Genomic DNA, 22,258 nt, shown 5'->3' on the forward strand with positions numbered 1-22,258 from the left:
ATAAATTAGATGATAAAAGTATTATCTGGTTTAAGTATTTAATCAAGAAAATGAATCTTGTATATTAGTATTGTTATCCCAAAAGTGTTACTTTTGTCTTTTTCCCAGTGCTGGAATGAAGGATAGCGTCAAAGAAATATATTTTTTGCCTAATGATTCTCCATATTCTACTAATTTCTCCAAAAATAAACAATGTTCTTCATAATAATCTTTGTAATCCCTGTCTCTAAAAAATGAGGGATGGGTTTCAAATGCTGTCTGCATTAAATCACTATATTGTGCTGAAGAACTGTGTTTCCAAAAGTATTTTTCATCGGGATTTCTTCCATCGGCTCCAATTATAAAAATTTCATTTGCAATTGCTGAAGCTACTGGAAGCATAAAAAGTGTCAATATATTAGAAGATCCTTTTAGTACATAGTTTTCAGGAGTTGGGAAATTGAACTTACTTCCAACTGGCATCCCAATTAAATAATCCGTGAGTTCAGGGTAATGGGCAAGCAACAACGGAACAGTAACATGCGGTACCATCACGAAACATTTATATTTTTCAACTACTGCTAATACATCGTCCCTAAAACAAGCTGAATACTCACAGGGACTAAAGTGAAAGACAGGATCGGCAAATACCAATAAATCTGGTTTTTTAATGTGCTTTAAAAACTTTTCGTTTTTCACCGTACTGTTACAAATGACCTTGAAGCTCTTTTCTTCAAAATCAAAGTCTCCATATCGGTCAAATGAAGGACCTGTAGCAAAACAGTATGCTTTTGTATTATGTTTATTTTTTTGTAATAAATTTATATAATTTCTCTTAGAAAGAGATTCAAATTCTAGTAGCTCACTCTGAGTGAATGCCTTATAAAATCCAGATTTCCAAACATTTGATTCTTCTAATGAAAAATATTGCTTGTCAGCTACGATTGTTTTATTGAGGTTCAGGAGGATTGATAGATCCAATAAAGAAGAAGATTTAGTTATTAAGATTAAATCAGCTTCTGACATTTTGGTTTCATCTGGGCTAACAAGATCAATATATATGGAATCTTTCAAATAATTTCTTTGAGTAGAAGGAGGTTTTAATTTACTAATATCAATATCTTTGAGTTCTTTTGTAACACTTACCTTTAGATCTAAACCATCTTTATTTGGAAATCCCCATGCCAGACGATTGAGGAAATCAGCCAATTCGTCTCTACTTTGAATTGATGGATATGTCATTATTTTATTAACTTGCCGATTATTATTTTTGGTTAGGATTTGAAAGACTTTGCGGAAACCAATGTAAAAAAAATTGACTATTGATCTACGTTTAATGGCCGCAGTATTCCTTTTCCCATATGCAATTTCACTCATAATATACCCTTAATTGTTTGTAAAGTGTCTCAGCCAGTATAAAATATTCCGGTTCATCAGTATCGATAGCTTCAAGTTTATTTATCTCAAAAATTTGTGGTAAATCTTGAGTAAATAGTCATTTTGTGGATCATAGTTATTTGTGTTACATTTTACCACTATGATCTTGTTTCTACTATGTGTCTGAAGAAGATGTTTTCCTTTAATTGTAAATCATGGGTAATAATTTTGTTTATGGAGACAAGGTATCCAATAATTGTAGGTGAGCTATTAATAATCTAAACATTTGCAAAAATTCCCCCACGATATGTTTTGAGAACTTCGCCATAAGTATCTATAGAAGCTTTCTCGACATATTTTGGATTAATAAAGTTTACCTTGTATAATGATAAAGAGGTTTGTTAGCAAAACTTTTCATCTTTTTCTTAGGCACACTTTCAGATTAGTTCTTTTCATTTTTTCTTTTAAAAAGTATGTCTGCACCGTATTTTACTTCGTTAATAATTTGGGATATTTCAAAATAGACATCCAACACTTGCAGAGTTTTTAAGATGTTTTTGTCTAGAAAACTCATTTCGAAAATAGCATATTCAGTTTTAGCTAGACTCTCCTTTGCACCTTCCAGCATATAATACTCATGACCTTGAATATCTACTTTCAGTAAATCGATATGGTTTATATTATTCTCACGGCAAAACCTGTCAATAGTGATTGATTTTACATTTTCTTTGATTATTGAATCATTTGTTGTAAAGGGCAATACGTTCTCCTTGATTAACGAATTTGTTTGTTGACTGCAAGGATTGATATAAAATTCTAACTCCTTATTATCAGAATCGGAAACTACTTTTTGAATTATTTCCCATTTTTCAAATGCAAATAAGTTATGTTTAATTACTTGATTAAGATGCTCTGAAGGCTCAAATATATATAGTTTTGCTTGAGGGTGCCTTTTTTTTACAAAGTATGCAAAGATACCACAATTTCCACCAACGTCTACAATAATATTGAGATCTTTACGCAACACATCTGCCATTTTTTCCATTTTTTGTGTTGAATGCATGATGTGATAATAACTAGAATTATCATTATTTATATATAATTTGTGATATTTATACTTATACTTAATAATCGGTTTTTTCATAATCTTTTGATACATGACATAAGAAGAATAAAAAAAACCCATGAATTTAATAAGTTTGTAATATGTGCTTAAGGTTCCTAAAATATTTCTTACAGCTATCATTTTGCACCAGCATTTTTTAAAATCAAATATCATATATATAAGTGTTTATGCTCTATAGGGAGTCTATATTCATATTTTATTTTTTAAACTATAAAGTTGTTTAAGAATTATTGCTTTTTTCATTTATATATTCCAAAAATAACAGTTGGATTGTTTATAATAAGTTTTATTGATATTTTTAATAATTTAAAAACTACTTAAATCGGTCCTATATTCTTGCAAGTGTTCAAAGAGAACTTATAATCAATATCATTTACTAGTTCTCATTTTGGAAAGTATTATTTTAATAAACTATTAAATTCAGTTGAAGTTATCACTATCAGAAATATAGCTTGAGTTTGATAAAGTTAATTGCAAATGTTGATTCAGATTTGTATCATAGAAGAACGCTGTTAAAACTCCATTTGTCCTTATAAAATTATATGATATATTATAATTGTAAGATTTTTTCTGGCATAAAGTTATGAAATCAAATAAGATTATCATTGCGTAACATTAGAATATTATATTAGTATAGCTTTTCTAGAAATTTGGATTCCATCTCAAACTTTAATTATTTCTTTTAATAAATTAAATTCCTTATTTTCAAACCCTTTTAGGAAAAATAAGATTACAAAATAAATTGCAGCGCCAATTCCAACTGAAAATATGATATCAAGTAATCCTTTTGGATTTAATTCCAGAATAATTAAAGACATAAACAATGAAGCTAAGATGGTTTTTATTATGAACCTCCTATTTATGTCGAATCTTAAATGCTTAGATGAATAATAGGAGACAAAAATAAGACTAAATGTAAATGCAAACACCGTTGTAATAGCTGCCCCCATCATCCCCATATAAGGTATAAGTATAAAGTTTAGCATAATATTTAATATTGCAGAAATTATCCAAATTTTACCTAAAATCATTGTTTTCTTTTCCAAAATAATTATTTGTTGAACAATCGTATAAATTCCAAAAAGCAATGTCCCTAGTGCAATGAAAGGTGTGATCAAGTAACTCTCAGAAGCAATTTCGGAGGTCGATAATGCTACTAGTATGGGCCTTGATAATAAAGAGATTCCAAATACACATGGAATTGCAATTGTTAGAAAATATTTCATAGAATAACTTAATATTATTTTTACTTCTTCTAGGTTGCCTTCATCATAAGACTTCGATAAAACTGCAGGAAGTATAAAATTAAGTGGAACAAAAAACATACTTATTAGAGCCCCAAGTGAATATCCGGGAGAGTAATATCCAACATATGCAGTTCCTAATAAGATTCCAATTATGTAACGATCGCTAGAATTTACTATCCACTTCGATAGTGTATCAGGTATAGTTGGTACTCCAAAATTAAGATATTCTTTTAAATTGGAAAATCTTGGAATTTTTATGCCTATTTCTGATATTAGGAAAATGTAAGTAATTATCAATATTATAATTGAAGCTAACAATAGTCCTATTGTGGCTCCAATTATGCCTTTGCCCAATAACACATAAAATGAAACTAAGGAAATACTGAGGCAAGTTTTTGAAAATGATAGAATGGAATACTTTTTTATCTGCTGCGTTGCTCTATAGTAGCTAATAATAAAATAATTTAAAGATTCGATAAAAATAATTAAAGATAGTATTTTTACAATAATAATTTTACTATCAAACAAAATTGATGCGATTGTTTCTGAGAAATTATATATAAGTATAGTTGTAACTGAAGTAGTAATTAGTATTATTACAAACAAAGAATAAAAGAAGTCTTGAACGTTTCTCTTTTTTTCAATTGATGGCAAAAATCGGACCATAGTATATGGTAGTCCAAGAAGTACTACTGTAGGAACTATTCCGATTGTAACATTTATTTGAGCCCACATCCCATATTCTTCAATTGGAATATTTTTGGTTAAAATTGGAAGTAAAATGATTCCACTTAAGCTTACAATAAGATTTGTTATACCAATTAATCCTATTCTCTGCACAAAGAGTTTGTAATTATTCATTTTTATATCTCTAATGAAGTATATTGGACAAGTATCGGTTTTTACTGATTTGAGTCCACACACTTTATTAAACGTTTGAGAGTTGATTAATTTCGTTTTTAAGTAATTTACAACCATCAAAATTCAAATTTTGTCCTCATGCATTTCAAAGTCATAATATTAGTAATTCAGAACGAGGTTAATTCAATTTATTTGATGTTTCGAGATTTTATCCATATCATCTTTAACCATCATTTTCACCAATTCACTGAGACCGATCTTGGACACCCATCCCAATTTATTTTTAGCTTTGGTTGGATCTCCAATTAGTATGTCTACTTCAGTTGGCCTGTAATACCGCGGATCGATCTCAATCAGCACATTGCTGGTTTCTCTATCCACTCCAACTTCATTCACACCTTCCCCTTGCCATTCGATCTCGACATCCACTTCCCTAAATGCAAGTTCCACAAATTCCCTTACAGAATGCGTCTCACCTGTAGCGATCACATAATCATCAGGTTCATCCTGCTGGAGCATTAGCCACATGGCTTCCACATAATCCCCTGCAAATCCCCAGTCCCTCTTTGCATCAAGATTTCCAAGGTAAAGTTTGTCCTGAAGACCTTTTTTGATATTCGCAACTGCCATTGTGATCTTCCTTGTAACGAATGTCTCACCACGTATCGGGGATTCATGATTGAAAAGAATACCATTGCATGCAAACATGTCATAGGCTTCACGGTAGTTCACCGTTATCCAGTAGGCGTATAGCTTGGCTGCTGCATAAGGACTCCTTGGGTAGAACGGAGTTGTTTCCTTTTGGGGGATCTCTTGGACCTTTCCGTAAAGTTCGCTGGTCGAGGCTTGGTAGAATTTGGTTTTATTTTCAAGACCAAGTATGCGTATAGCTTCCAGAAGCCTCAGACTTCCGATGGCATCGGAGTTTGCCGTGTACTCCGGGGTTTCAAATGAGACCTGCACGTGGCTCTGCGCTGCAAGGTTGTAGATCTCGTCTGGCTGGGTTTCCTGAATGATCCTGATAAGGTTCGTGGAATCGGTCAGATCACCGTAGTGCATGAAGAAGTTCACGTTTCTCTCGTGTGGGTCCTTGTAGAGGTGATCGATACGTGCAGTATTGAATGAGGAGGATCTCCTTTTGATGCCGTGTACAATATATCCCTTGTCAAGCAGGAACTCTGCAAGATATGCTCCATCCTGGCCTGTGATTCCGGTGATCAAAGCTGTTTTTGTCATATGTATTACCCTGGAATTTATGAATCTGATAAATGATATTATTGCGTGATTAAATAGTTTCTGCACATTAAAATAATTGTAAGATTTGGATGGCGAATTAAGAAAGGGTTGTGCAGACTTCAGTCCTTTCTTTTAATTTCTCCCATACTCATCATCAAACCGAACAATATCATCCTCTCCAACATACTCCCCAAGCTGCACCTCAATGATCTCAAGAGGCAATTTTCCCGGATTTGACAACCTGTGCCTGATACCACCCTTGATGAACGTACTCTCTCCTTGCCTAAGGAAATACCTCTCACCATCATTCTCAACGCAGGCCATTCCTTCAACAACAACCCAGTGTTCACTCCTGTGATGATGCATTTGAAGACTCAGTTTCTTGTGTGGAAATACAATTATGTTCTTGATCTTATGCCGTTCTGAATTTTCCAAGATCGTATATGAACCCCAGGGCCTGTATACGGTCTGGTGGAGCTGAACTCTTTCATCTTTCTCATCCTTGAGAGCAGATACAACCTCTTTCACCTTCTGGCTGCTTTCCCTCGGACAGACAAGCAGTGCATCCGGAGTGTCCACAACGACCATGTCTTTGACATCGATCATTGAAACGATCTTTTTAGGTTTTGAATAAACGAGATTAGCAGTTGAATTGACCAGCATAGCATCGCAATTGTAGATGACATTACCATTTTCGTCTTTGTCGAACTCATTGTAGATCGCATCGAAGTTTCCAAGATCATTCCAGCGGTGATCGATCTTTACAGTAGCCACACGACCTGACTGCTCCATGATCCCATAGTCAATTGATATAGATGGCACCTTGCCATAGATCTCCTGTATATCCTCGGAGTTTTCAAATACATCAGATACATCCGGAGCATGAGCTTTCAGTTCACTAAAGAAAACTTCCGTATCAAAGAGGAACATCCCGCTGTTCCAGAGACACCCTTCTTTGATGTACTTTTCAGCAGATTCGAGATCGGGTTTTTCCTTGAACTCCGATACCTTATATCCGACCCCAAGAGAATCACCTGGTTTGATGTAGCCATACCCTGTTTGTGGTGATGTTGGGGAAATACCAAAGGTTACCAAGTACTCGGATGCAAGATCTTCTGCACTCGCAATGGTTTCCATTGCATTAGTATCGAGAACATGGTCTGATGAAAAGATACCAACAACAGACCTTCCGAACTTCTTAGTGATCTCCAGCATCCCATAGCATATTGCAGGAAGGGTGTTCTTGCCCTCAGGTTCGAGGAGGAGATTTTCAACAGGGAGTTCATGACCCAGTTCTTCGATCTGTCCGATAACGAAGAACTTCTGTGATTCATTTGTTACTACGAATATCTCGGAGATATCGGATACTTCAAGGCACCTGAGGACGGTGTCCTGGAAAAGTGAAGTATCGTTCAATTTCAAGAACTGTTTTGGATATTTTTCGCGGCTTAAGGGCCAGAGACGTGTTCCCGAACCGCCTGCTAGGATGATGGATCTTATGTTCTCAGCTCCGTGATCAAACAAGTTTGATGGAATAGATTTGATTAACATCACATAATCTAAATTTAGTGTTAATTAATGGAATAACACATATTAAGTTCTTTTGTGCTAATGCGTAGTTGAAAACAAAAGGATTCAGGGCAAAATAAGAAAAAACCATTTTAGACAACTCAATTAACAGGAATTCAGAAAATAGAACATTGAGAGTAAATTCCATCACAAAGATTGTTACAACGGAAGTATACCCAACAACTGCAGAATCCCGAAGTTCCCCCAGATGACCATCAGATTGTTAACAACAAGGAACACACCAACAAAAGTGATAACTCCCCTGACCATTGGCCACATTTCAGACACCTTTGAATCGTAAGACATGAGGTCCTTGTAGAACCAGTATACTATAAAGACAAACGCAAGCTTCAGGACAAAGAATGCCCACACACCGAACTCTGCGATGATCAGGGCCAGGAACCCATTCTCTTCAACCCCAATGCTCAGTGCCTGAGCTGTTGTGATGAAATCACCGAGTACGTAGAATAACAGAATGTACCTGATATCATAAAGGAAGCTATTGAACTCCCTGAGGGAATACCAGTTCTGTGTGGAAAACTCCTGCTGCATAAATAACAATATTTGTGTACATTGTTATGTATGAAATGTCCACATAAATTCATTTCATGTACACACACTCGTTCGCATCGTCTGCTGGCAGCGATACACAGGAACATCACTCAAAAAAGAATTGCCATGTAAGCTTATGTAGTAGAATAACAAATCCAATTACATGGAACAAAAAAAGAATACACATGACATTACCTCATCACTTGCTGACAACAACTGTGATGCATTCCTGATGATAGGCAATTCGAATAATGCAGACATATATTATTCGACACATTTTCTTGCAGGAGATCCTTTCACATACATACAGATGAAGCAGGGAGAGGAGAGCCTCATTGTCTCTACTATGGAGCTGAACAGAGCAAAGATGGAATCCAGGGTGTCCAATGTACACACCATGCAGGAATATGGATATCCTGAAAAACTGAAAGAAAGGAAAGACGGTGAGCTTGCGTACTGTGACTGCCTTGCTGCAATTTTCCAGCAGAAAAAAGTCAGGCACATAATGGTGCCACATGATTTTCCGCTTTTTACTGCCCAGGCGTTGAAAGAATTGGGATTCTCAGTGATCCCTGCGAAAAGCCCTTTTAAAGAAATGAGAAAAGAGAAGGCATCGGAAGAGATCGAAAAAATCAAAGCGTCCCAGTATGCCTGTGAGAAAGCAATGGAAGCTGCCATCGGACTGGTCGATGATGCCAGAGTGGATAATGGGGTTCTTTACTCCGGAGAAGAAGCACTTACATCGGAAACCATCCGTGCGACAATAGAGCACACCCTTCTTGACTACGGATGTGAAGCTGAAAGCACCATTGTAGCTTGTGGATTGAAGTCATCAAACCCCCACTGGGAAGGAGAGGGAAAGATCACCGTCAACCAGCCGATCGTCATCGACATATTCCCGCGCAGTAAGAAAAGCAGGTACTTTGCAGACATGACAAGGACCGTCCTTAAAGGAGAGGCTTCGAAGGAACTGGTGGACATGTATGAAGCAGTGCATGCTGCACAGGAGGCAGCTTTTGCCGTATTGAAACCCGGAGCGCTCTATAGCGAAGTACATAACGCAGTTTGCGATGAGTTCGAAAAACGAGGTTATGAAACCATCAGGAACAACTCGGAAGTTGGGTTTATCCACTCAACCGGGCATGGCGTGGGGCTGGACATCCATGAACAACCTTCTGTGGCAACGCAGGACGGAGAGGTCGAGATCGGCCATGTGGTCACTATTGAACCAGGACTTTACTACCCGGAACTTGGCGGAATACGCCTTGAGGACATGGTCGTGATCACAGAGGACGGATTTGAGAATTTAACAAAAATGGAAAAGGAATTTGTAGTTTAAGTCTACTAAGACCAATCATATATCAAAAGCTGGTGCAGACATATGGAAAATAAACTTCATGAGATCGAGGAGATAATCGGAAAGTACAGGAAGGCCGGAGAGATCCTCTCTACAGTAAGAAGCGAGGCAAAGGATAAGATCAAGGTCGGAGCAAGCCTTCTGGAAGTTGCAGACCATGTAGAGCAGAGGACCATCGAGCTTGGAGGCTTTCCTGCCTTCCCTTGTAACATTTCAAGAAATGACGAAGCTGCGCATGCAACACCACTTGCAGGAGATGGAACGATCTTTGCGGAGGATGTCGTAAAACTTGACCTTGGAGTTCATATTGATGGCTATATTGCAGATTCTGCCCTTACAGTAGATCTTACAAATGAGAATGCCGATCTTGTAAAGGCATCCGAGGCCGCATTATATGCAGCCATCGACACAGTAAGAAGTGGTGTGAACACAGCAGAACTCGGAGCAGTCATTGAAGATACGATCCATGAACATGGATTCAAGCCGATCGTCAACCTTACCGGCCATGGAGTCGGGCAATACCTCGCACATGTGCCACCAAGCATCCCGAACAGGCATATCGACCACGGTGCAGTACTTGAGACCGGAGACATCATTGCCATTGAGCCTTTTGCCACGGACGGGGCAGGCATAATCTCTGACGGGGCACTGACGGAGATATTCTCGCTGGTAGGGAGCAAGCCAATACGCTTACCTGCAGCAAGGAAAGTACTGAAAGAGATCGAACCATACCGGACACTTCCTTTCGCAAGAAGATGGCTTACCTCAGACAAACTGGACTATTCACTTATGCAGCTCGAGAGGGCAGGGATCATCACATCATACCCTGTGCTCAAGGAAATTGAGGGGGGTCTGGTCTCCCAGACAGAACATACTGTTATTGTCACCGATGACGGCTGTGAGATAACCACTAAATGAAAGGCCGGTAAAATGAGATCCGCACTGATAATGCTACTGGCAATTATATGCATCATGTCAGTTGTACCAACCTCATCTGCATTTACATGGACCAATACTATTGTCCTGGAAGAGAACGGGATGTCATGGAATTACACTGAAGGCTACACCGGCAAGGTAGCCACAGCATACAGGGCATTTATCGATTCCGAAGTTGGGAACAAAGACAACCATATCAGTGCCTGGGAACTCATGAAAGTGGACCGCCTCACGAGGAACAGGCTCAAGACATCGCTTACGGAAGAACTTGATGTCACATTTGATAGCAACTCAGATGACGTACATACCACAGATGTGGATGCAGATATCTCACTGGACGTCCTGGGAAGCACTTCCAAGACAGAAGACATCAATAACATGTATTTTGTCACCTACAGTTTTGACAGGAACTTCTTTGACATGGGCGATAGCATGACCTTTGACGGGGAACCGAAAACAGAGGTCACCATCACCATGCCGGCAGGTGCAAAAATGCTTTCATACGATGGCGTCAAGATCAAGACAATTGATACAAAGAACAACAGGACAGTTGTCAATGGTTTCTTTGAAGAGGAAGGGAAGATCACTATCGATTATACCAGGAAAGAAGCTGAGATCGATGTTGAAACTGAAGACGATGAAATACCAGAGTGAGAAAGTCCTGAAAACATTAATATAAAGTGAAAGATTCCTTTTGTTCATGATAATAGAACAGATACCACTTGAAAATGGCACTGCTATTGGACTGAAGCTCGAGATGCAGAACGCCCCCCTTCTTGTCATAAGAGCTGACAAGGGGTTTGTTATGTGCGGATACCTCGACACTGAGATGGCAAATAAGCTAGGCGATGTTGCAGCGAAGGTCAGAGGCGTGAACAATTTTGAGGATGTTTTGCACGCCGAAGTGCTGGATGTCACAAACCACGCAAAGGCTATTGGCATCAAAGCCGGCATGAAAGGACATGAAGCACTTGAACTGATGTTCTGAGAACATCTCGTTTTTACCATGTTATACGCATTTGAACTTTCAGGCGAACATGAAGACCTGCCGCGAGCAGAAGTTCTTGCCTGCCTTGACCTTGTTGAGCTTGAATATGAAGAGAACGACTACTTTGACCAGTGTCTTGTTGTGGACGTTGAAGGTGATCCACAGGAAGTGGAACATAAGCTCAATTACGTCGCTGAACGAGTTGCAATGGCACATCACATACTGAAGGTCATTGAGGTCTGTCCTGCAGATGTGGACACTATTCTTGAGGTCGCTGAAAGGATTGACGTATCCGACCACATCAATGAGAAACAGAAATATGTAGTGCGTGCAAAGCGCATCAAGCACAATTCCACTATTGTCTGTGCAGATATGGAAAGGAGTGTTGGAGGCGCCATCTACAGGAAAGGCTTTAATGCGAACCTGAAAGAGCCTGATGTTGAGTTCAGGCTGATCCTCTCTGAAAAATGTGTTTTTGGCTCCGTTATTGCATCCGTGGACCGCAGTGCCTATGAAGCACGTGCCCCTCACAAAAAACCATTCTTCTACCCAGGCGTGCTCCGACCCCGTGTGGCACGTGCACTTGTGAACATGGCCATGGTCAAAGAAAAGGACATTGTGTTCGACCCCTTCTGTGGTACCGCAGGTATACTTGTGGAAGCAGGTCTTGTCGGTGCAAAAGTGATCGGACTGGAAGTTCGCTACAAGATCGCTGTCGGCGCACATATGAACCTGCAGCATTTCAATACCGACCACACCATGATGCTGGGAGATGCCTGCAGAGTACCTCTTGTAGACGCTTCGGTTGATGCAGTCATCGCAGATCCTCCCTACGGCCGCTCGGCAAGGATAGAAGCAGAATCACTCCACCACCTCTACGAGGCCTCTTTTGCTGAGATGTACCGGGTCCTGAAACCAGGTGGTACAACCATAATCGTCTCAGAGATAGATATTGCTGAGTTCGTAAGGGATGCAGGCTTCGTCACTAAAGCGCAGTATTTACAAAGGGTGCACAAGAGCCTGACACGGAAAATAACCGTACTTCAAAAACCCGAATGATCAAAGCATAATTATTATGCAAACGATCATTTTCATACAAATGACCAATTGTCTTACAGACCATCACTTCTGCACAGAATCCTGTATCAGGTACCAGTAAGCTGAAAGCTCACGATCATAGTAGCTTCGGTCCCCGAACCTGTAGTCGATCATCTGCCAGAAGCGTGGGCTGTGCCTTAATTCTATAAGATGTGCCATTTCGTGGAAAACCACATACTCGACAAGGTCTTCAGGCAGGTGCATCAAATGCCTGTTGAAGTTCAGCCGGCCAGCGGAACTGCAACTTCCCCATTTTGTCCTCATTTTCCGGAAGGTCACTTTCTCGGGGCTAACACCAAGCTCATTGGCCATCTTAGTGGTGAAAGAAAGAACAAGTTCCCTGAACTCAGCATCGCGCCTGTCTACGAGCTTTTTGGAAGCGGCATTTTCAATTGTTGCCAGTGAATCTGTGTAACGCCTGTAAACCCACAGCTTATGCCGCAGGATAAGTTGCTCATGGTCCGGAAAGCTTTTTGGAACAACGACGTTCAGCCTTCCGACCCGGAATTCCAGTCGTGCACGTTTCACCTTGCGATGGCTAAGACTGTAAGGGATAGCAATCCCATTGATACCGATATGATGATCTGAACTCATAGCTCATCTGAAGGTGGAATTATTGGAAGAAGATGCTCCAGTACATCGGCCATGACCCTGTAGCGTACAAGATGATCGTGGACACGCTCATGCGCCCTGCGTATGGCATAACCGTCCTCTATCCATTCAATAGGTATCGGATAGTGCACATCCATGAAAACGAGGCCGTACGCATGTGCAGGTTCCAGACCTTCCTCGTAGGAATCCGGATCAAGCATCTGTTCCAGCCATTCTTCATCACGAACTCCGCTTCCCACCATCATTAAGGCAGTTACTATCTTGCGGACCATGTTCCACAGGAAACTGTTCGCCTCAACATCGATGCGTGTCAGGTTACCACTTACCCTCACATCTATACGTTCAACTGTCCTGACAGTGGTCCTGCCTGGAGCGGTCGTGCAGAAATTAGCAAAATCATGACTTCCGATCAGAAGCTTTGAAGCAGAACGGATCTTTGAGATGTCATATTGCTCACCGCACATGATGTAACGGTAGCTTCGACTTACAGCATGCCTGCGAGGGTCGAAATTATCGGGCACCAGTGAATGTGCCCATGCCCAGATGGTTCCCGGGAGCTTTGAGTTGATCACACGGGGTATCGCCAGATTGGGCACATCAGTGTCAAAGGCAATTACCTGCCCCATGGCATGGACTCCGGCGTCTGTGCGTCCGGAACTGATAAAATTAGCTGACTTTGGATCTTTTATGATCTCCAGCTCTTTCAATGTTTTGAAAAGCTCACCCTCTATGGTTGGAGCCTGAGGCTGGACCTGAGATCCACTGTAGTTTGATCCGACATATGCAATTTTAAGCGCAACTCTCATTGAATCACTGATGCCACATATAGACCTCTATCTATAATATAATTACCATAATTCCACACATATTCGAGTACATAGAATAACATTGTGAATATATTTATTATCTTTTTATGAAAAGAGAACATGCCTTATATTCATGCCACAAGTTTAAATACCAGATAATACAATCTAATCTAAATTTTTGAGGCGAAACTATGATATCAAAACAACAGATCTCCGAGATAATAAGCAAGTACGATCTAGATGATCTTGCTATTGCAACCGTCTGCTCACACTCAAGCCTCCAGATCTTTGATGGAGCCCGTAAAGAGGGATTGAAGACAATCGGGATATGTGTAGGCCAGCCTCCGCGTTTTTATGATGCTTTCCCAAAAGCAAAACCTGACGAATATATCGTTGTTGAAAGCTATGCCGACATTCCAAAGATAGCACAGGAACTTGTCGAGAAGAACGCGATCATAATACCTCACGGTTCTTTTGTAGAATACATGGGTGGTAAGAACTTCGCAGACCTTCCGGTCCCAACCTTTGGTAACCGTGAGGTCCTTGAATGGGAATCTGACAGGGAAAAGGAGAGGGAATGGCTTGAAGGCGCAGGCATCCACATGCCAACAAATGTCCCAGACCCAAAGGATATTGATGGACCTGTAATGGTAAAGTACTACGGTGCAAAGGGCGGAAGAGGTTTCTTCATCGCCAAGACCTACGAGGAGTTCATGGAGAATATTGATCCCAATGAGAAGTTCACCATACAGGAATTCATACTGGGAACAAGATACTATCTGCACTACTTCTATTCACCACTGGAGAACGAGGGTTACAAGTTAAGTGAAGGAACCCTGGAGATGTTGAGCATGGACAGAAGGGTCGAGTCAAATGCAGATGAGATCTTCAGGCTTGGCTCACCAAGAGAACTTGAAGAAGCCGGCATACACCCCACATACGTGGTTACCGGAAATGTCCCCCTGGTTGCCAGGGAATCCCTGTTGCCATTGATATTCTCTCTTGGAGAAAGAGTGGTCGAAGAATCCATTAAACTCTTTGGCGGCATGATAGGTCCATTCTGTCTTGAGACAGTGTTCACAGACCATCTCGAAATAAAGGTATTCGAGATCTCCGCGCGCATCGTTGCCGGAACAAACTTCTACATATCGGGTTCACCCTATGCAGACCTAGTAGAATCCGGACTCTCCACCGGCAAAAGGATAGCACAGGAGATCAAACTTGCTAAATCCAGGGGTCAGCTGGATAAAATATTATCCTGAACACACCTGATCATCCACAGAAATGCATCGGAATATATGAGATGCATCTGTGGTAACATAAACCATTAAGAGAAGTAGACCACCTCGAAGTGGTCATAATGGGTGCCGGAGGTTGTCCCGGGCTCAACACTTTTTTAGATATCACCGATAAAGATGCATGCAATGGAACTTAGATTGGACCATGCACGTGTATTAGATATCAGGACATCCCATAAAAAACTAGGAAATCGTTTTCTGATCTTTGAATTGAGAACCAGCATTTACATTTGACAAAGCATCTAAGGAAGATGTACTCCTCCGTATTGCTACCAGTTGTTTACATATTAGGAACCCGCTCAGGATTCCTGCTCCACCATATAGGAAACCTCATTGATCAGTTCAGAGGTTTCGTTCATAAGCTCAATGGTCTTTTCAATAGCTTCGAAATCAATTTCCTGAGAATTGGTTTCTACGAACTCACCAAATTCATACGAACGCTGGAGGAAATCCGCATATTCAGTTGCAACATCCTCTACCGAAGGAGACAATGAAAATCCTTCAAGCTCCTCAAGATATCTTTCGGAATCGTCCTTGAGCTTTATCCCGCCTTCCGTCAGCATGAGACCATCCTTTTCAGAAGCTGCGAGCTTGATAGATTCATAGTCATCAAGGATGACCTCAGCTGAATCCGCGGTCCATCGCAGGAAATCAATATTTTCCATGGTCTGTGAGATCGAGCCTTCGATCTCATTTACACCGTTCTCAATATCTTCACAGCCTGCAACTGACAATGAGAGGAAGACCATTAGTAATACGAGCAGATTTCGATAAAAGCTTAGTTTCATGATCCAGTTCCTGTCAGTTCAATAAATATACACTATAGATGAGCAAATGTCAACAATATATTCAGGCAGTTATCGATATATAAGTATTGACCAGGAACTGCACAACAAGCATACCCAGAAGAGCTGCAAATGGGACCGTCAGGTTATCTGACCTACCAGACCTTGCTTCCACATACATCCCTGCAATAGCTCCTGCAAAAGACAGGAAGCCTGCAAATGGGAAGCCACACATGGTTGCCCCCAGGATACCTGCAGCAGTCCCCTCAATTGTCTTTGAAGAAGCACCATAGCACATCTTGCCGTGAATGCCTATGATCGTAGCAAGGCCATCTCCCACTGCAAGCACAATGATGGAAGCATAGCATAGACCCTCATCCAGCCTGTAGGACAACAACAGAAGCACCAGTATTGATACCAAATAAAGTAAAGGCGCTGAAGCAAATTCTTTGTACTCGTTCTTTTTCCAGAGGACCTTGAAAAGTGAATATGACCTTATTTTTGGTTTTATCAGCTCCATCCCCAGAAAGAGAAAAGTGAGGAACATCACAAGTCCTACTGCGGCACCCTTGCCGGAGTAGACCGCGATCACCGGGAAAAGAGCACCGGAGATGTGTACCACTTTCCTTAATGGCAGGTAGGAAAGGGAGCGCGGAACCGTACATGCAAAATTTATCAGCACCATTTGTTCACCGGTGAAAAATCATATATGCATAGTTATTGATTAGAACTAAATGATAAACCTAAAGGATGATGTTCAAGCCGGCGTGGTCAAAAAGCGCTATATACTCGGCAGAAGGGACGAGAACGAAGAGGGAGTTCTTCATATTGGCAGATACCTGGCCCTTGACAGGTCTTCAGGATCACATGTTGCCATCGACGCACTAAAACCACATGCTATCCTGATATGCGGGAAAAGAGGATATGGTAAATCCTATACCATGGGGACACTCATAGAGGAGATCGCACTTTTGCCAGGGGAAATAAAACAGAATGTGGCATCCCTTGTTATCGACACAATGGGAATATTCTGGACACTTGGAAGAGGCAATGATCCTCAGGCAGACCTACTTCAGGAATGGAACATGGAGCCTGCAGGATTCACTGCAGAGGTCTTTGTTCCTGCAGGTCATGTGGAAGAATATAAGGAAAGGCATATCAAAGTGAAGCCTTTCTCGATACCTGTGGGCCATTTACATGGATATGACTGGTGTGAACTATTCAACATCACAGAAACGTCCCCACTGGGAGTGCTTCTGGTCAGAATAATCGAGAACATGCGGGAAAATGAGAGGATCTTTTCCTTCGAAGATATCATTGCCGGGATCAACACGGACGACAGGTCTGACGATGTTACAAAAATGGCAGCTGAGAACTATTTAAGGACCGCTGCATCATGGGGAGTTTTTGAAAAGGATGCCTGTGGAATTTCCGAACTGGTCAAAAGCGGATGTACATCAGTACTTGATGTGAGCGCTATCGAAAGTAAGACCGTACGCTCTGCAGTAGTGGGCATAATTGCAAGAGATATCTATACCAGACGTTTGCAGGAAAGGCGTTCTTATGAAAGAATGATCATGGGAGATGAGGAGATCGAGCAGAAGATGCCCATGGTATGGATGTTCATCGATGAAGCACACCTGTTCGTGCCTTCAAAAGGAGAGACTCTGGCATCCGACGTCCTTATCAACGAGTGGGTGCGACAGGGAAGGCAACCGGGACTGTCAATAATCTTTGCAACCCAGCGACCTGCGGCACTCCATCCGGACATTATATCCCAGTCAGATATTGTGATATGTCACAGGCTTACTGCAAGGGATGATATTGAGGCACTGGAATCCATACGCCCCACATACATGAAGGAGAACATTGGGGATGCGATCCGGAAAATGGGACTGGAGAGAGGAATAGCATTCGTTGTTGATGACACCTCAGAGAGCACACACCTTGTAAAGATCAGGCCAAGATACAGCTGGCATGGCGGGAACGAGCCAAGTGCATTGAATGAAAGGAGATGAGAATAATGGATATTAAAAGAAGTGCTGACATGGTGATCAACACCTGCATGGGTGCAAAGAAAGGAGAAACTGTGCTTATCGTTACTGACACATGCACTGACGAGATGATCACAAAGGCACTGTATGCTTCTGCGGTCGAAGCGGGATGTGAGGGCCTGATGCTGACAATGGAACCAAGGGAACAACACGGTGCGGAACCGCCTATGCTTGTTGAAGAGGCTATGAAGAACTCCGATGTCCTGCTTGCTCCTGCATCAAAGTCACTTACGCATACCCAGGCACGCAAACATGCATCCGAGAACGGGACAAGAACCGCCACAATGCCGGGAATTACCATCGGTATGATGAAGGAAGGCGGATTGAACGCCGATTATGAGAAGATCAACAGCTTAGCAGATGAACTGCTTGAAACTCTCAAGGGATCAAAGGAAGTACGTATCACCACAGAACTGGGAACTGACCTTGTCATTGATGTTGATGGAGGAGAATGGATGGCGGATACAGGCATATGCCACGAGAAAGGTACGACCACAAACCTTCCGGCAGGAGAGATGTACATCGCCCCGAAGAATGTGAACGGCAAAGCTGTGATCGACGGGTCCATGGGAGGTATCGGATTGCTTGAAGAACCACTGATCATCGAGATCAAGGACAGGAAGGCAGTGAACTTTGAAGGCGAAGGTGCTGAAAAGCTTGAACGAATGGTGAACGATGTCGGAACTGACGGGCGCAACATCGCAGAGCTGGGGATCGGCATCAATCCGGCTGCAATGCTTATCGGAGTTATCCTTGAGGATGAGAAGGTAGGCGGCACGATCCATATCGCACTGGGAGACAATTCCACTTTTGGCGGAGATGTTACCGTTGACCTTCATCTGGATGGCATTATCACGAACCCAAAGGTGCTTGTTGACGGCATTGACCTGAAGGTCGAACGTTTTGCCTGAGAGATGCTAATATTGTGCTAAAGTTATATGTTGACACGGAAATATTATTCCGGTAGAAAGTACTTAAATAACTGAAAGATATAATCAGAGCATACATTTCACACTTACTTGAAAATATCACCGGTGATTATAATGAAAGGAAGAGTATGGAAATTCGGAGATGACGTTGATACTGACGCAGTCATCCCTGGAAGATACCTCATAATGAACACTCCTGAGGAACTGGCGCCGTATACGTTTATCGGAGTACGCCCGGATTTTGCTGAGAACGTTAAGGAAAACGACATTGTTGTTGCAGGCAACAACTTCGGATGTGGCTCATCAAGAGAACATGCACCAATCGCCCTTAAAGGATCAAAGGTCGGATGCGTTATCGCAAAATCATTTGCAAGGATCTTCTTCAGGAACGCAATTAACATTGGTGTTGCACTCCTTGAGTGCCCTGACACCGACAAGATCGAAGATGGAGATGAGATCTCCGTAGACTTTGAATCCGGTACCATCGAGAACCTTACAAAGGGCGAGAAGTACCAGGCTACACCTTTACCTGATTTTGTCCGCGGTATCGTAGATGCCGGTGGATTAAAGGAATACACAAGGAAGATCATTGATTGATCTTACCTTTCCTTTTTGTTCTTACGTTGATACCTCTCAACGTTCACACTACCTGAATAAAATATGAAAATCTACATGGAATAACCAATTGGAGGAAATTTATGGCACAATATAAAGTACCAGTCCTGCCTGGTGACGGAATCGGCCCTGAGATCATAGCTGAGGGTAAGAAGGTCATCGATGCAGCTGGAGAAAAATTCGGATTCGATGTTGACTGGATAGAATACCCACACGGTGCAGACCACTATCTTGAGACAGGTGAACTGATATCCGAGGATTCACTCAAAGAGCTTTCAAATTACGAGGCGATCTACCTCGGTTCTATCGGAGATGACAGGATCGAACCTGGAGTACTTGAGAAAGGTATCCTTCTTGCCGCAAGGTTCTATTTTGACCAGTACATCAACCTGCGTCCTATCAAGCTTCTTGAAGGCGTATGGTGCCCTCTCAAGGACAAGACTCCTAAAGACATCGATTTCGTTGTTGTCAGGGAGAACACCGAAGACTTTTACATCGGTATTGGCGGACGTGCAAAAACCGGGATGAGCAAGGACCTTCTTGAGGTCAACAGGACACTCTACAACGCAAAGTTCGGACTTGACATCGAGACCGACAGTGAAGAGATCGCATACCAGATCGGCATGATCTCAAAGGAAGGTACACAGAGGGTCATGAACTACTCCTTCGACCTTGCTGAGACCAGGAACAAACACGTTTCATCAGTTGACAAGGCAAACGTCCTTTCAGACATCTACGGATTCTGGAGAGAGGAGTTCAACACAATTGCAGCAAACCACCCTGATGTTAAAACCGACTTCAACTTCGTTGACGCTATCACCATGTGGTTCGTCAAGAACCCTGAGTGGTTCGACGTTGTAGTTACCCCTAACATGTTCGGTGACATCATCACTGACCTTGGCGCAATGGTACAGGGCGGTCTCGGACTCGCACCTGGTGGAAACATCAACCCGAACGGTACAAGCATGTTCGAGCCTATCCACGGTTCAGCACCAAAGTACAAGGGACAGAACAAGGTCAACCCTATCGCAACCATCTGGGCAGGCGCAATGCTCATCGAACAGCTCGGTGAGAAGGAAGCTGCAGACTCCATCGTCTCCGCTATCGAGAAGAACATCCTCGAAGCAAAGGTCCAGACCTACGACATGGGCGGCAGCAACACCACATCCGATGTTGGTGACGACATCGCAAGGATCCTGCTCGAGATGTAATTCAGGAACTAACTTTTTCTTTTTTGCCTTCACGTCTGCAAAGGCGTGGAGGAACTTTGGTTTTTAGAATTAATTTTAGTTGTTATTCGTCTTGCGACTTAACTTCGGAATTATTTTGCATCTTTTTTCTAGTAGCAAAGAGATATGCTTCATGTATTGTGAAAATTGATGATACAATATCATATATTATCAAAATTCCTAAAAAAATTAAAAATATACTTGTTGAAGAGATCAATATTTGTTTTGATAAATAAGGGACCAAATATGAAAATTTTGAATTCGACAAAATATGATATTTCACTGTAATTTTTGACATGTAAAGAAGAATCAAGTTGATTACAAATAGAACAAGTAGAATCAAAGTATCTTCTTTTAATTCAGAGACAACTGAATCTAAGTTATTAAAAACTGAAGAATAATCATCATGATTACTATTTTCATTACACAAATTTATAAGTAAACTATACAATCCACTAATAGTACCAATTAGAATAACTTTGTAAAGTGATTGATTCATTCAACATTGAAATTGATTCAATATCTTCTAAACAAATAATATTTAAAAAATAGATGAAAATCCACATAAATACTAATTTTGCAACCAGCTTACTATTAGTAATGTAGAAAGCCATTCAAAACACCTTTATTTATCAAAAATATCTGAAACCGAAGAAATGATAGTTTTTGCAGCCGTCTCAATATTCTTGAATGTACATTTAATTGACAGTGCTTTGTCAGAACTTTTAGTATCCCCCATATCAGTTTTAAGACTCCAATTGCCGCCCCCCTCTTCTGCATATTCAATATAACTTTCTGTGACAGCAGTTTTTTCAATTATTAGGTCACCTTCTTCATTTTCAAGCCTAACTGTTGCAGAAGTATTGTTAAAAAGAGAATGAACTCCCTTTAGTGATTCACGAGCTTTTTTGTTTGCATCTAAAAGATTCGGAGAATTGAGATTCAGTTCTAAAGAGTATATGCTATGAGCACTTTCTATTATGTCCCAAAAAGCATGTCTTTCATCAATTGTTTCAAATTTACAGACAAAACCCTCATCTTTTATTTTTTGAGTTACCATGTTAGAAAGAATACTTAGAAAATCATCGATTTCTCTAAAGACTTTTGATTTTTTTTCAATACAAAAAATATGATTATCGGTATCACAAACAAAGTAAGAATAAGGATACTCGACGGTAGGCCTTTTTTTTAAATGGCCGCCTTCTTTTTTGGGAATTTTAACTTCACCTTTTTTGCAAAAATTACCAAAATAAAGTTGGTCCTGATTTTCTAAGTCTAGCAAAATATATTCAGTGCCACGATTCGTTATATAGTTAGATTCATTTTGGAGAAAAGCATCAATAAATAACTTCTTTTTGCCATCTGGAGTATCATCATATTTGCTTTTAAAAAGCCTCTTTTGTTTTGATTTTATGATGTAGTACCTTAGTGGAATAAACGTTTTATCTGCCATGGAAATCCTCCAAAATACGAACTATTGTAATTTATTAAATGTACTAGAGAAATAAATAATCTGTTATATGAATTTGTCCATATGGATGCTTTAATAAATTTTTAAAACACAAGGATTGATTTATGGCAGCACATAAACCTGAAACCATTGG

At 40.8% G+C, this 22,258-nt stretch carries 21 protein-coding genes; 10 read left to right on the plus strand and 11 right to left on the minus strand.

Annotation, left to right across the window (positions count from 1 at the left end):
• Nucleotides 1-87: 87 nt before the first annotated feature.
• The 6 genes from E7X57_RS01965 to E7X57_RS01990 form a co-directional block, all read right to left on the minus strand.
• Nucleotides 88-1,356 carry a hypothetical protein gene (locus tag E7X57_RS01965; protein ID WP_135609990.1) on the minus strand — a complete coding sequence of 423 codons (1,269 nt, stop codon included), beginning with the start codon at nt 1,354-1,356 and terminating at the stop codon, nt 88-90.
• Between the two features lie 442 nt (nt 1,357-1,798).
• Nucleotides 1,799-2,401: an FkbM family methyltransferase gene (locus E7X57_RS01970; RefSeq protein WP_167880855.1), complete on the minus strand. Its 603-nt coding sequence runs from the start codon at nt 2,399-2,401 to the stop codon at nt 1,799-1,801.
• A gap of 743 nt (nt 2,402-3,144) precedes the next feature.
• On the minus strand, nt 3,145-4,569 hold the full coding sequence (locus E7X57_RS01975; protein ID WP_244603564.1) for a lipopolysaccharide biosynthesis protein: 1,425 nt from the start codon (nt 4,567-4,569) through the stop codon (nt 3,145-3,147).
• 204 nt (nt 4,570-4,773) lie between these two features.
• Entirely contained in the window at nt 4,774-5,826 is a 1,053-nt protein-coding gene (gene gmd / locus E7X57_RS01980) for a GDP-mannose 4,6-dehydratase (RefSeq protein WP_135609994.1), read from the minus strand.
• Between the two features lie 132 nt (nt 5,827-5,958).
• Nucleotides 5,959-7,350, minus strand: a complete 1,392-nt coding sequence (locus tag E7X57_RS01985) for a mannose-1-phosphate guanylyltransferase/mannose-6-phosphate isomerase (protein ID WP_244603565.1) — start codon at nt 7,348-7,350, stop codon at nt 5,959-5,961.
• A gap of 204 nt (nt 7,351-7,554) precedes the next feature.
• The gene (locus tag E7X57_RS01990; protein ID WP_135609998.1) at nt 7,555-7,947 is read right to left on the minus strand and encodes a hypothetical protein; all 393 of its coding nucleotides are present in this window, start codon (nt 7,945-7,947) and stop codon (nt 7,555-7,557) included.
• A 163-nt stretch (nt 7,948-8,110) separates the two neighbouring features.
• Here E7X57_RS01990 and E7X57_RS01995 point away from each other — a divergent pair, with 163 nt between their 5' ends.
• From E7X57_RS01995 to E7X57_RS02015, 5 genes are read left to right on the plus strand one after another with little or no spacing between them, the layout of a single operon-like run.
• Nucleotides 8,111-9,286 (plus strand): Xaa-Pro peptidase family protein, encoded by a 1,176-nt coding sequence (locus E7X57_RS01995; protein ID WP_135610000.1) that lies wholly within the window; start codon nt 8,111-8,113, stop codon nt 9,284-9,286.
• Between the two features lie 42 nt (nt 9,287-9,328).
• Nucleotides 9,329-10,222 (plus strand): type II methionyl aminopeptidase, encoded by an 894-nt coding sequence (gene map / locus E7X57_RS02000; RefSeq protein ID WP_135610003.1) that lies wholly within the window; start codon nt 9,329-9,331, stop codon nt 10,220-10,222.
• Between the two features lie 54 nt (nt 10,223-10,276).
• Nucleotides 10,277-10,894 carry a hypothetical protein gene (locus E7X57_RS02005; RefSeq protein WP_135610005.1) on the plus strand — a complete coding sequence of 206 codons (618 nt, stop codon included), beginning with the start codon at nt 10,277-10,279 and terminating at the stop codon, nt 10,892-10,894.
• A 46-nt stretch (nt 10,895-10,940) separates the two neighbouring features.
• Nucleotides 10,941-11,228 carry a YunC family protein gene (locus tag E7X57_RS02010; RefSeq protein ID WP_135610007.1) on the plus strand — a complete coding sequence of 96 codons (288 nt, stop codon included), beginning with the start codon at nt 10,941-10,943 and terminating at the stop codon, nt 11,226-11,228.
• Nucleotides 11,229-11,246: 18 nt separating this feature from the next.
• Nucleotides 11,247-12,287, plus strand: coding sequence for a TRM11 family methyltransferase (locus E7X57_RS02015; RefSeq protein WP_135610009.1), 1,041 nt, complete (start codon nt 11,247-11,249; stop codon nt 12,285-12,287).
• A 63-nt stretch (nt 12,288-12,350) separates the two neighbouring features.
• Here the strand turns inward: E7X57_RS02015 and E7X57_RS02020 are convergent, their stop codons facing one another.
• Both E7X57_RS02020 and truA read right to left on the minus strand, forming a co-directional pair.
• A complete protein-coding gene (locus E7X57_RS02020; protein ID WP_135610011.1) occupies nt 12,351-12,920 on the minus strand; it encodes a M48 family metallopeptidase in 570 nt (189 codons plus the stop codon).
• Entirely contained in the window at nt 12,917-13,744 is an 828-nt protein-coding gene (truA, locus tag E7X57_RS02025; RefSeq protein ID WP_135610013.1) for a tRNA pseudouridine(38-40) synthase TruA, read from the minus strand. The genes E7X57_RS02020 and truA overlap by 4 nt, the downstream gene beginning before the upstream one ends.
• A 191-nt stretch (nt 13,745-13,935) precedes the next feature.
• Here truA and E7X57_RS02030 point away from each other — a divergent pair, with 191 nt between their 5' ends.
• Entirely contained in the window at nt 13,936-15,006 is a 1,071-nt protein-coding gene (locus tag E7X57_RS02030) for a formate--phosphoribosylaminoimidazolecarboxamide ligase (RefSeq protein ID WP_135610015.1), read from the plus strand.
• A 335-nt stretch (nt 15,007-15,341) separates the two neighbouring features.
• Here E7X57_RS02030 and E7X57_RS02035 read toward each other — a convergent pair whose 3' ends face one another.
• Entirely contained in the window at nt 15,342-15,830 is a 489-nt protein-coding gene (locus E7X57_RS02035) for a hypothetical protein (protein ID WP_135610017.1), read from the minus strand.
• Nucleotides 15,831-15,891: 61 nt separating this feature from the next.
• Nucleotides 15,892-16,512, minus strand: coding sequence for a hypothetical protein (locus E7X57_RS02040; RefSeq protein ID WP_135610018.1), 621 nt, complete (start codon nt 16,510-16,512; stop codon nt 15,892-15,894).
• 49 nt (nt 16,513-16,561) lie between these two features.
• Here E7X57_RS02040 and E7X57_RS02045 point away from each other — a divergent pair, with 49 nt between their 5' ends.
• The 4 genes from E7X57_RS02045 to E7X57_RS02060 all read left to right on the plus strand — a co-directional run bounded on the left by E7X57_RS02045 (nt 16,562) and on the right by E7X57_RS02060 (nt 20,636).
• A complete protein-coding gene (locus E7X57_RS02045) occupies nt 16,562-17,845 on the plus strand; it encodes an ATP-binding protein (RefSeq protein ID WP_135610019.1) in 1,284 nt (427 codons plus the stop codon).
• 5 nt (nt 17,846-17,850) lie between these two features.
• Nucleotides 17,851-18,792: an aminopeptidase gene (locus tag E7X57_RS02050; RefSeq protein WP_135610020.1), complete on the plus strand. Its 942-nt coding sequence runs from the start codon at nt 17,851-17,853 to the stop codon at nt 18,790-18,792.
• A gap of 132 nt (nt 18,793-18,924) precedes the next feature.
• Nucleotides 18,925-19,407: a 3-isopropylmalate dehydratase small subunit gene (locus E7X57_RS02055; protein WP_135610022.1), complete on the plus strand. Its 483-nt coding sequence runs from the start codon at nt 18,925-18,927 to the stop codon at nt 19,405-19,407.
• A 101-nt stretch (nt 19,408-19,508) separates the two neighbouring features.
• Complete coding sequence (locus E7X57_RS02060) at nt 19,509-20,636, plus strand: isocitrate/isopropylmalate dehydrogenase family protein (RefSeq protein ID WP_135610024.1); 1,128 nt, start codon at nt 19,509-19,511, stop codon at nt 20,634-20,636.
• A 643-nt stretch (nt 20,637-21,279) separates the two neighbouring features.
• On the opposite strand, the gene E7X57_RS02065 is transcribed toward E7X57_RS02060, so the two are convergent.
• Nucleotides 21,280-22,107 carry a hypothetical protein gene (locus E7X57_RS02065; protein ID WP_135610026.1) on the minus strand — a complete coding sequence of 276 codons (828 nt, stop codon included), beginning with the start codon at nt 22,105-22,107 and terminating at the stop codon, nt 21,280-21,282.
• Nucleotides 22,108-22,258 lie beyond the last annotated feature (151 nt).

Origin of the sequence: Methanococcoides sp. AM1 (genome assembly GCF_900774055.1) — an archaeon.
Lineage (GTDB): Archaea > Halobacteriota > Methanosarcinia > Methanosarcinales > Methanosarcinaceae > Methanococcoides.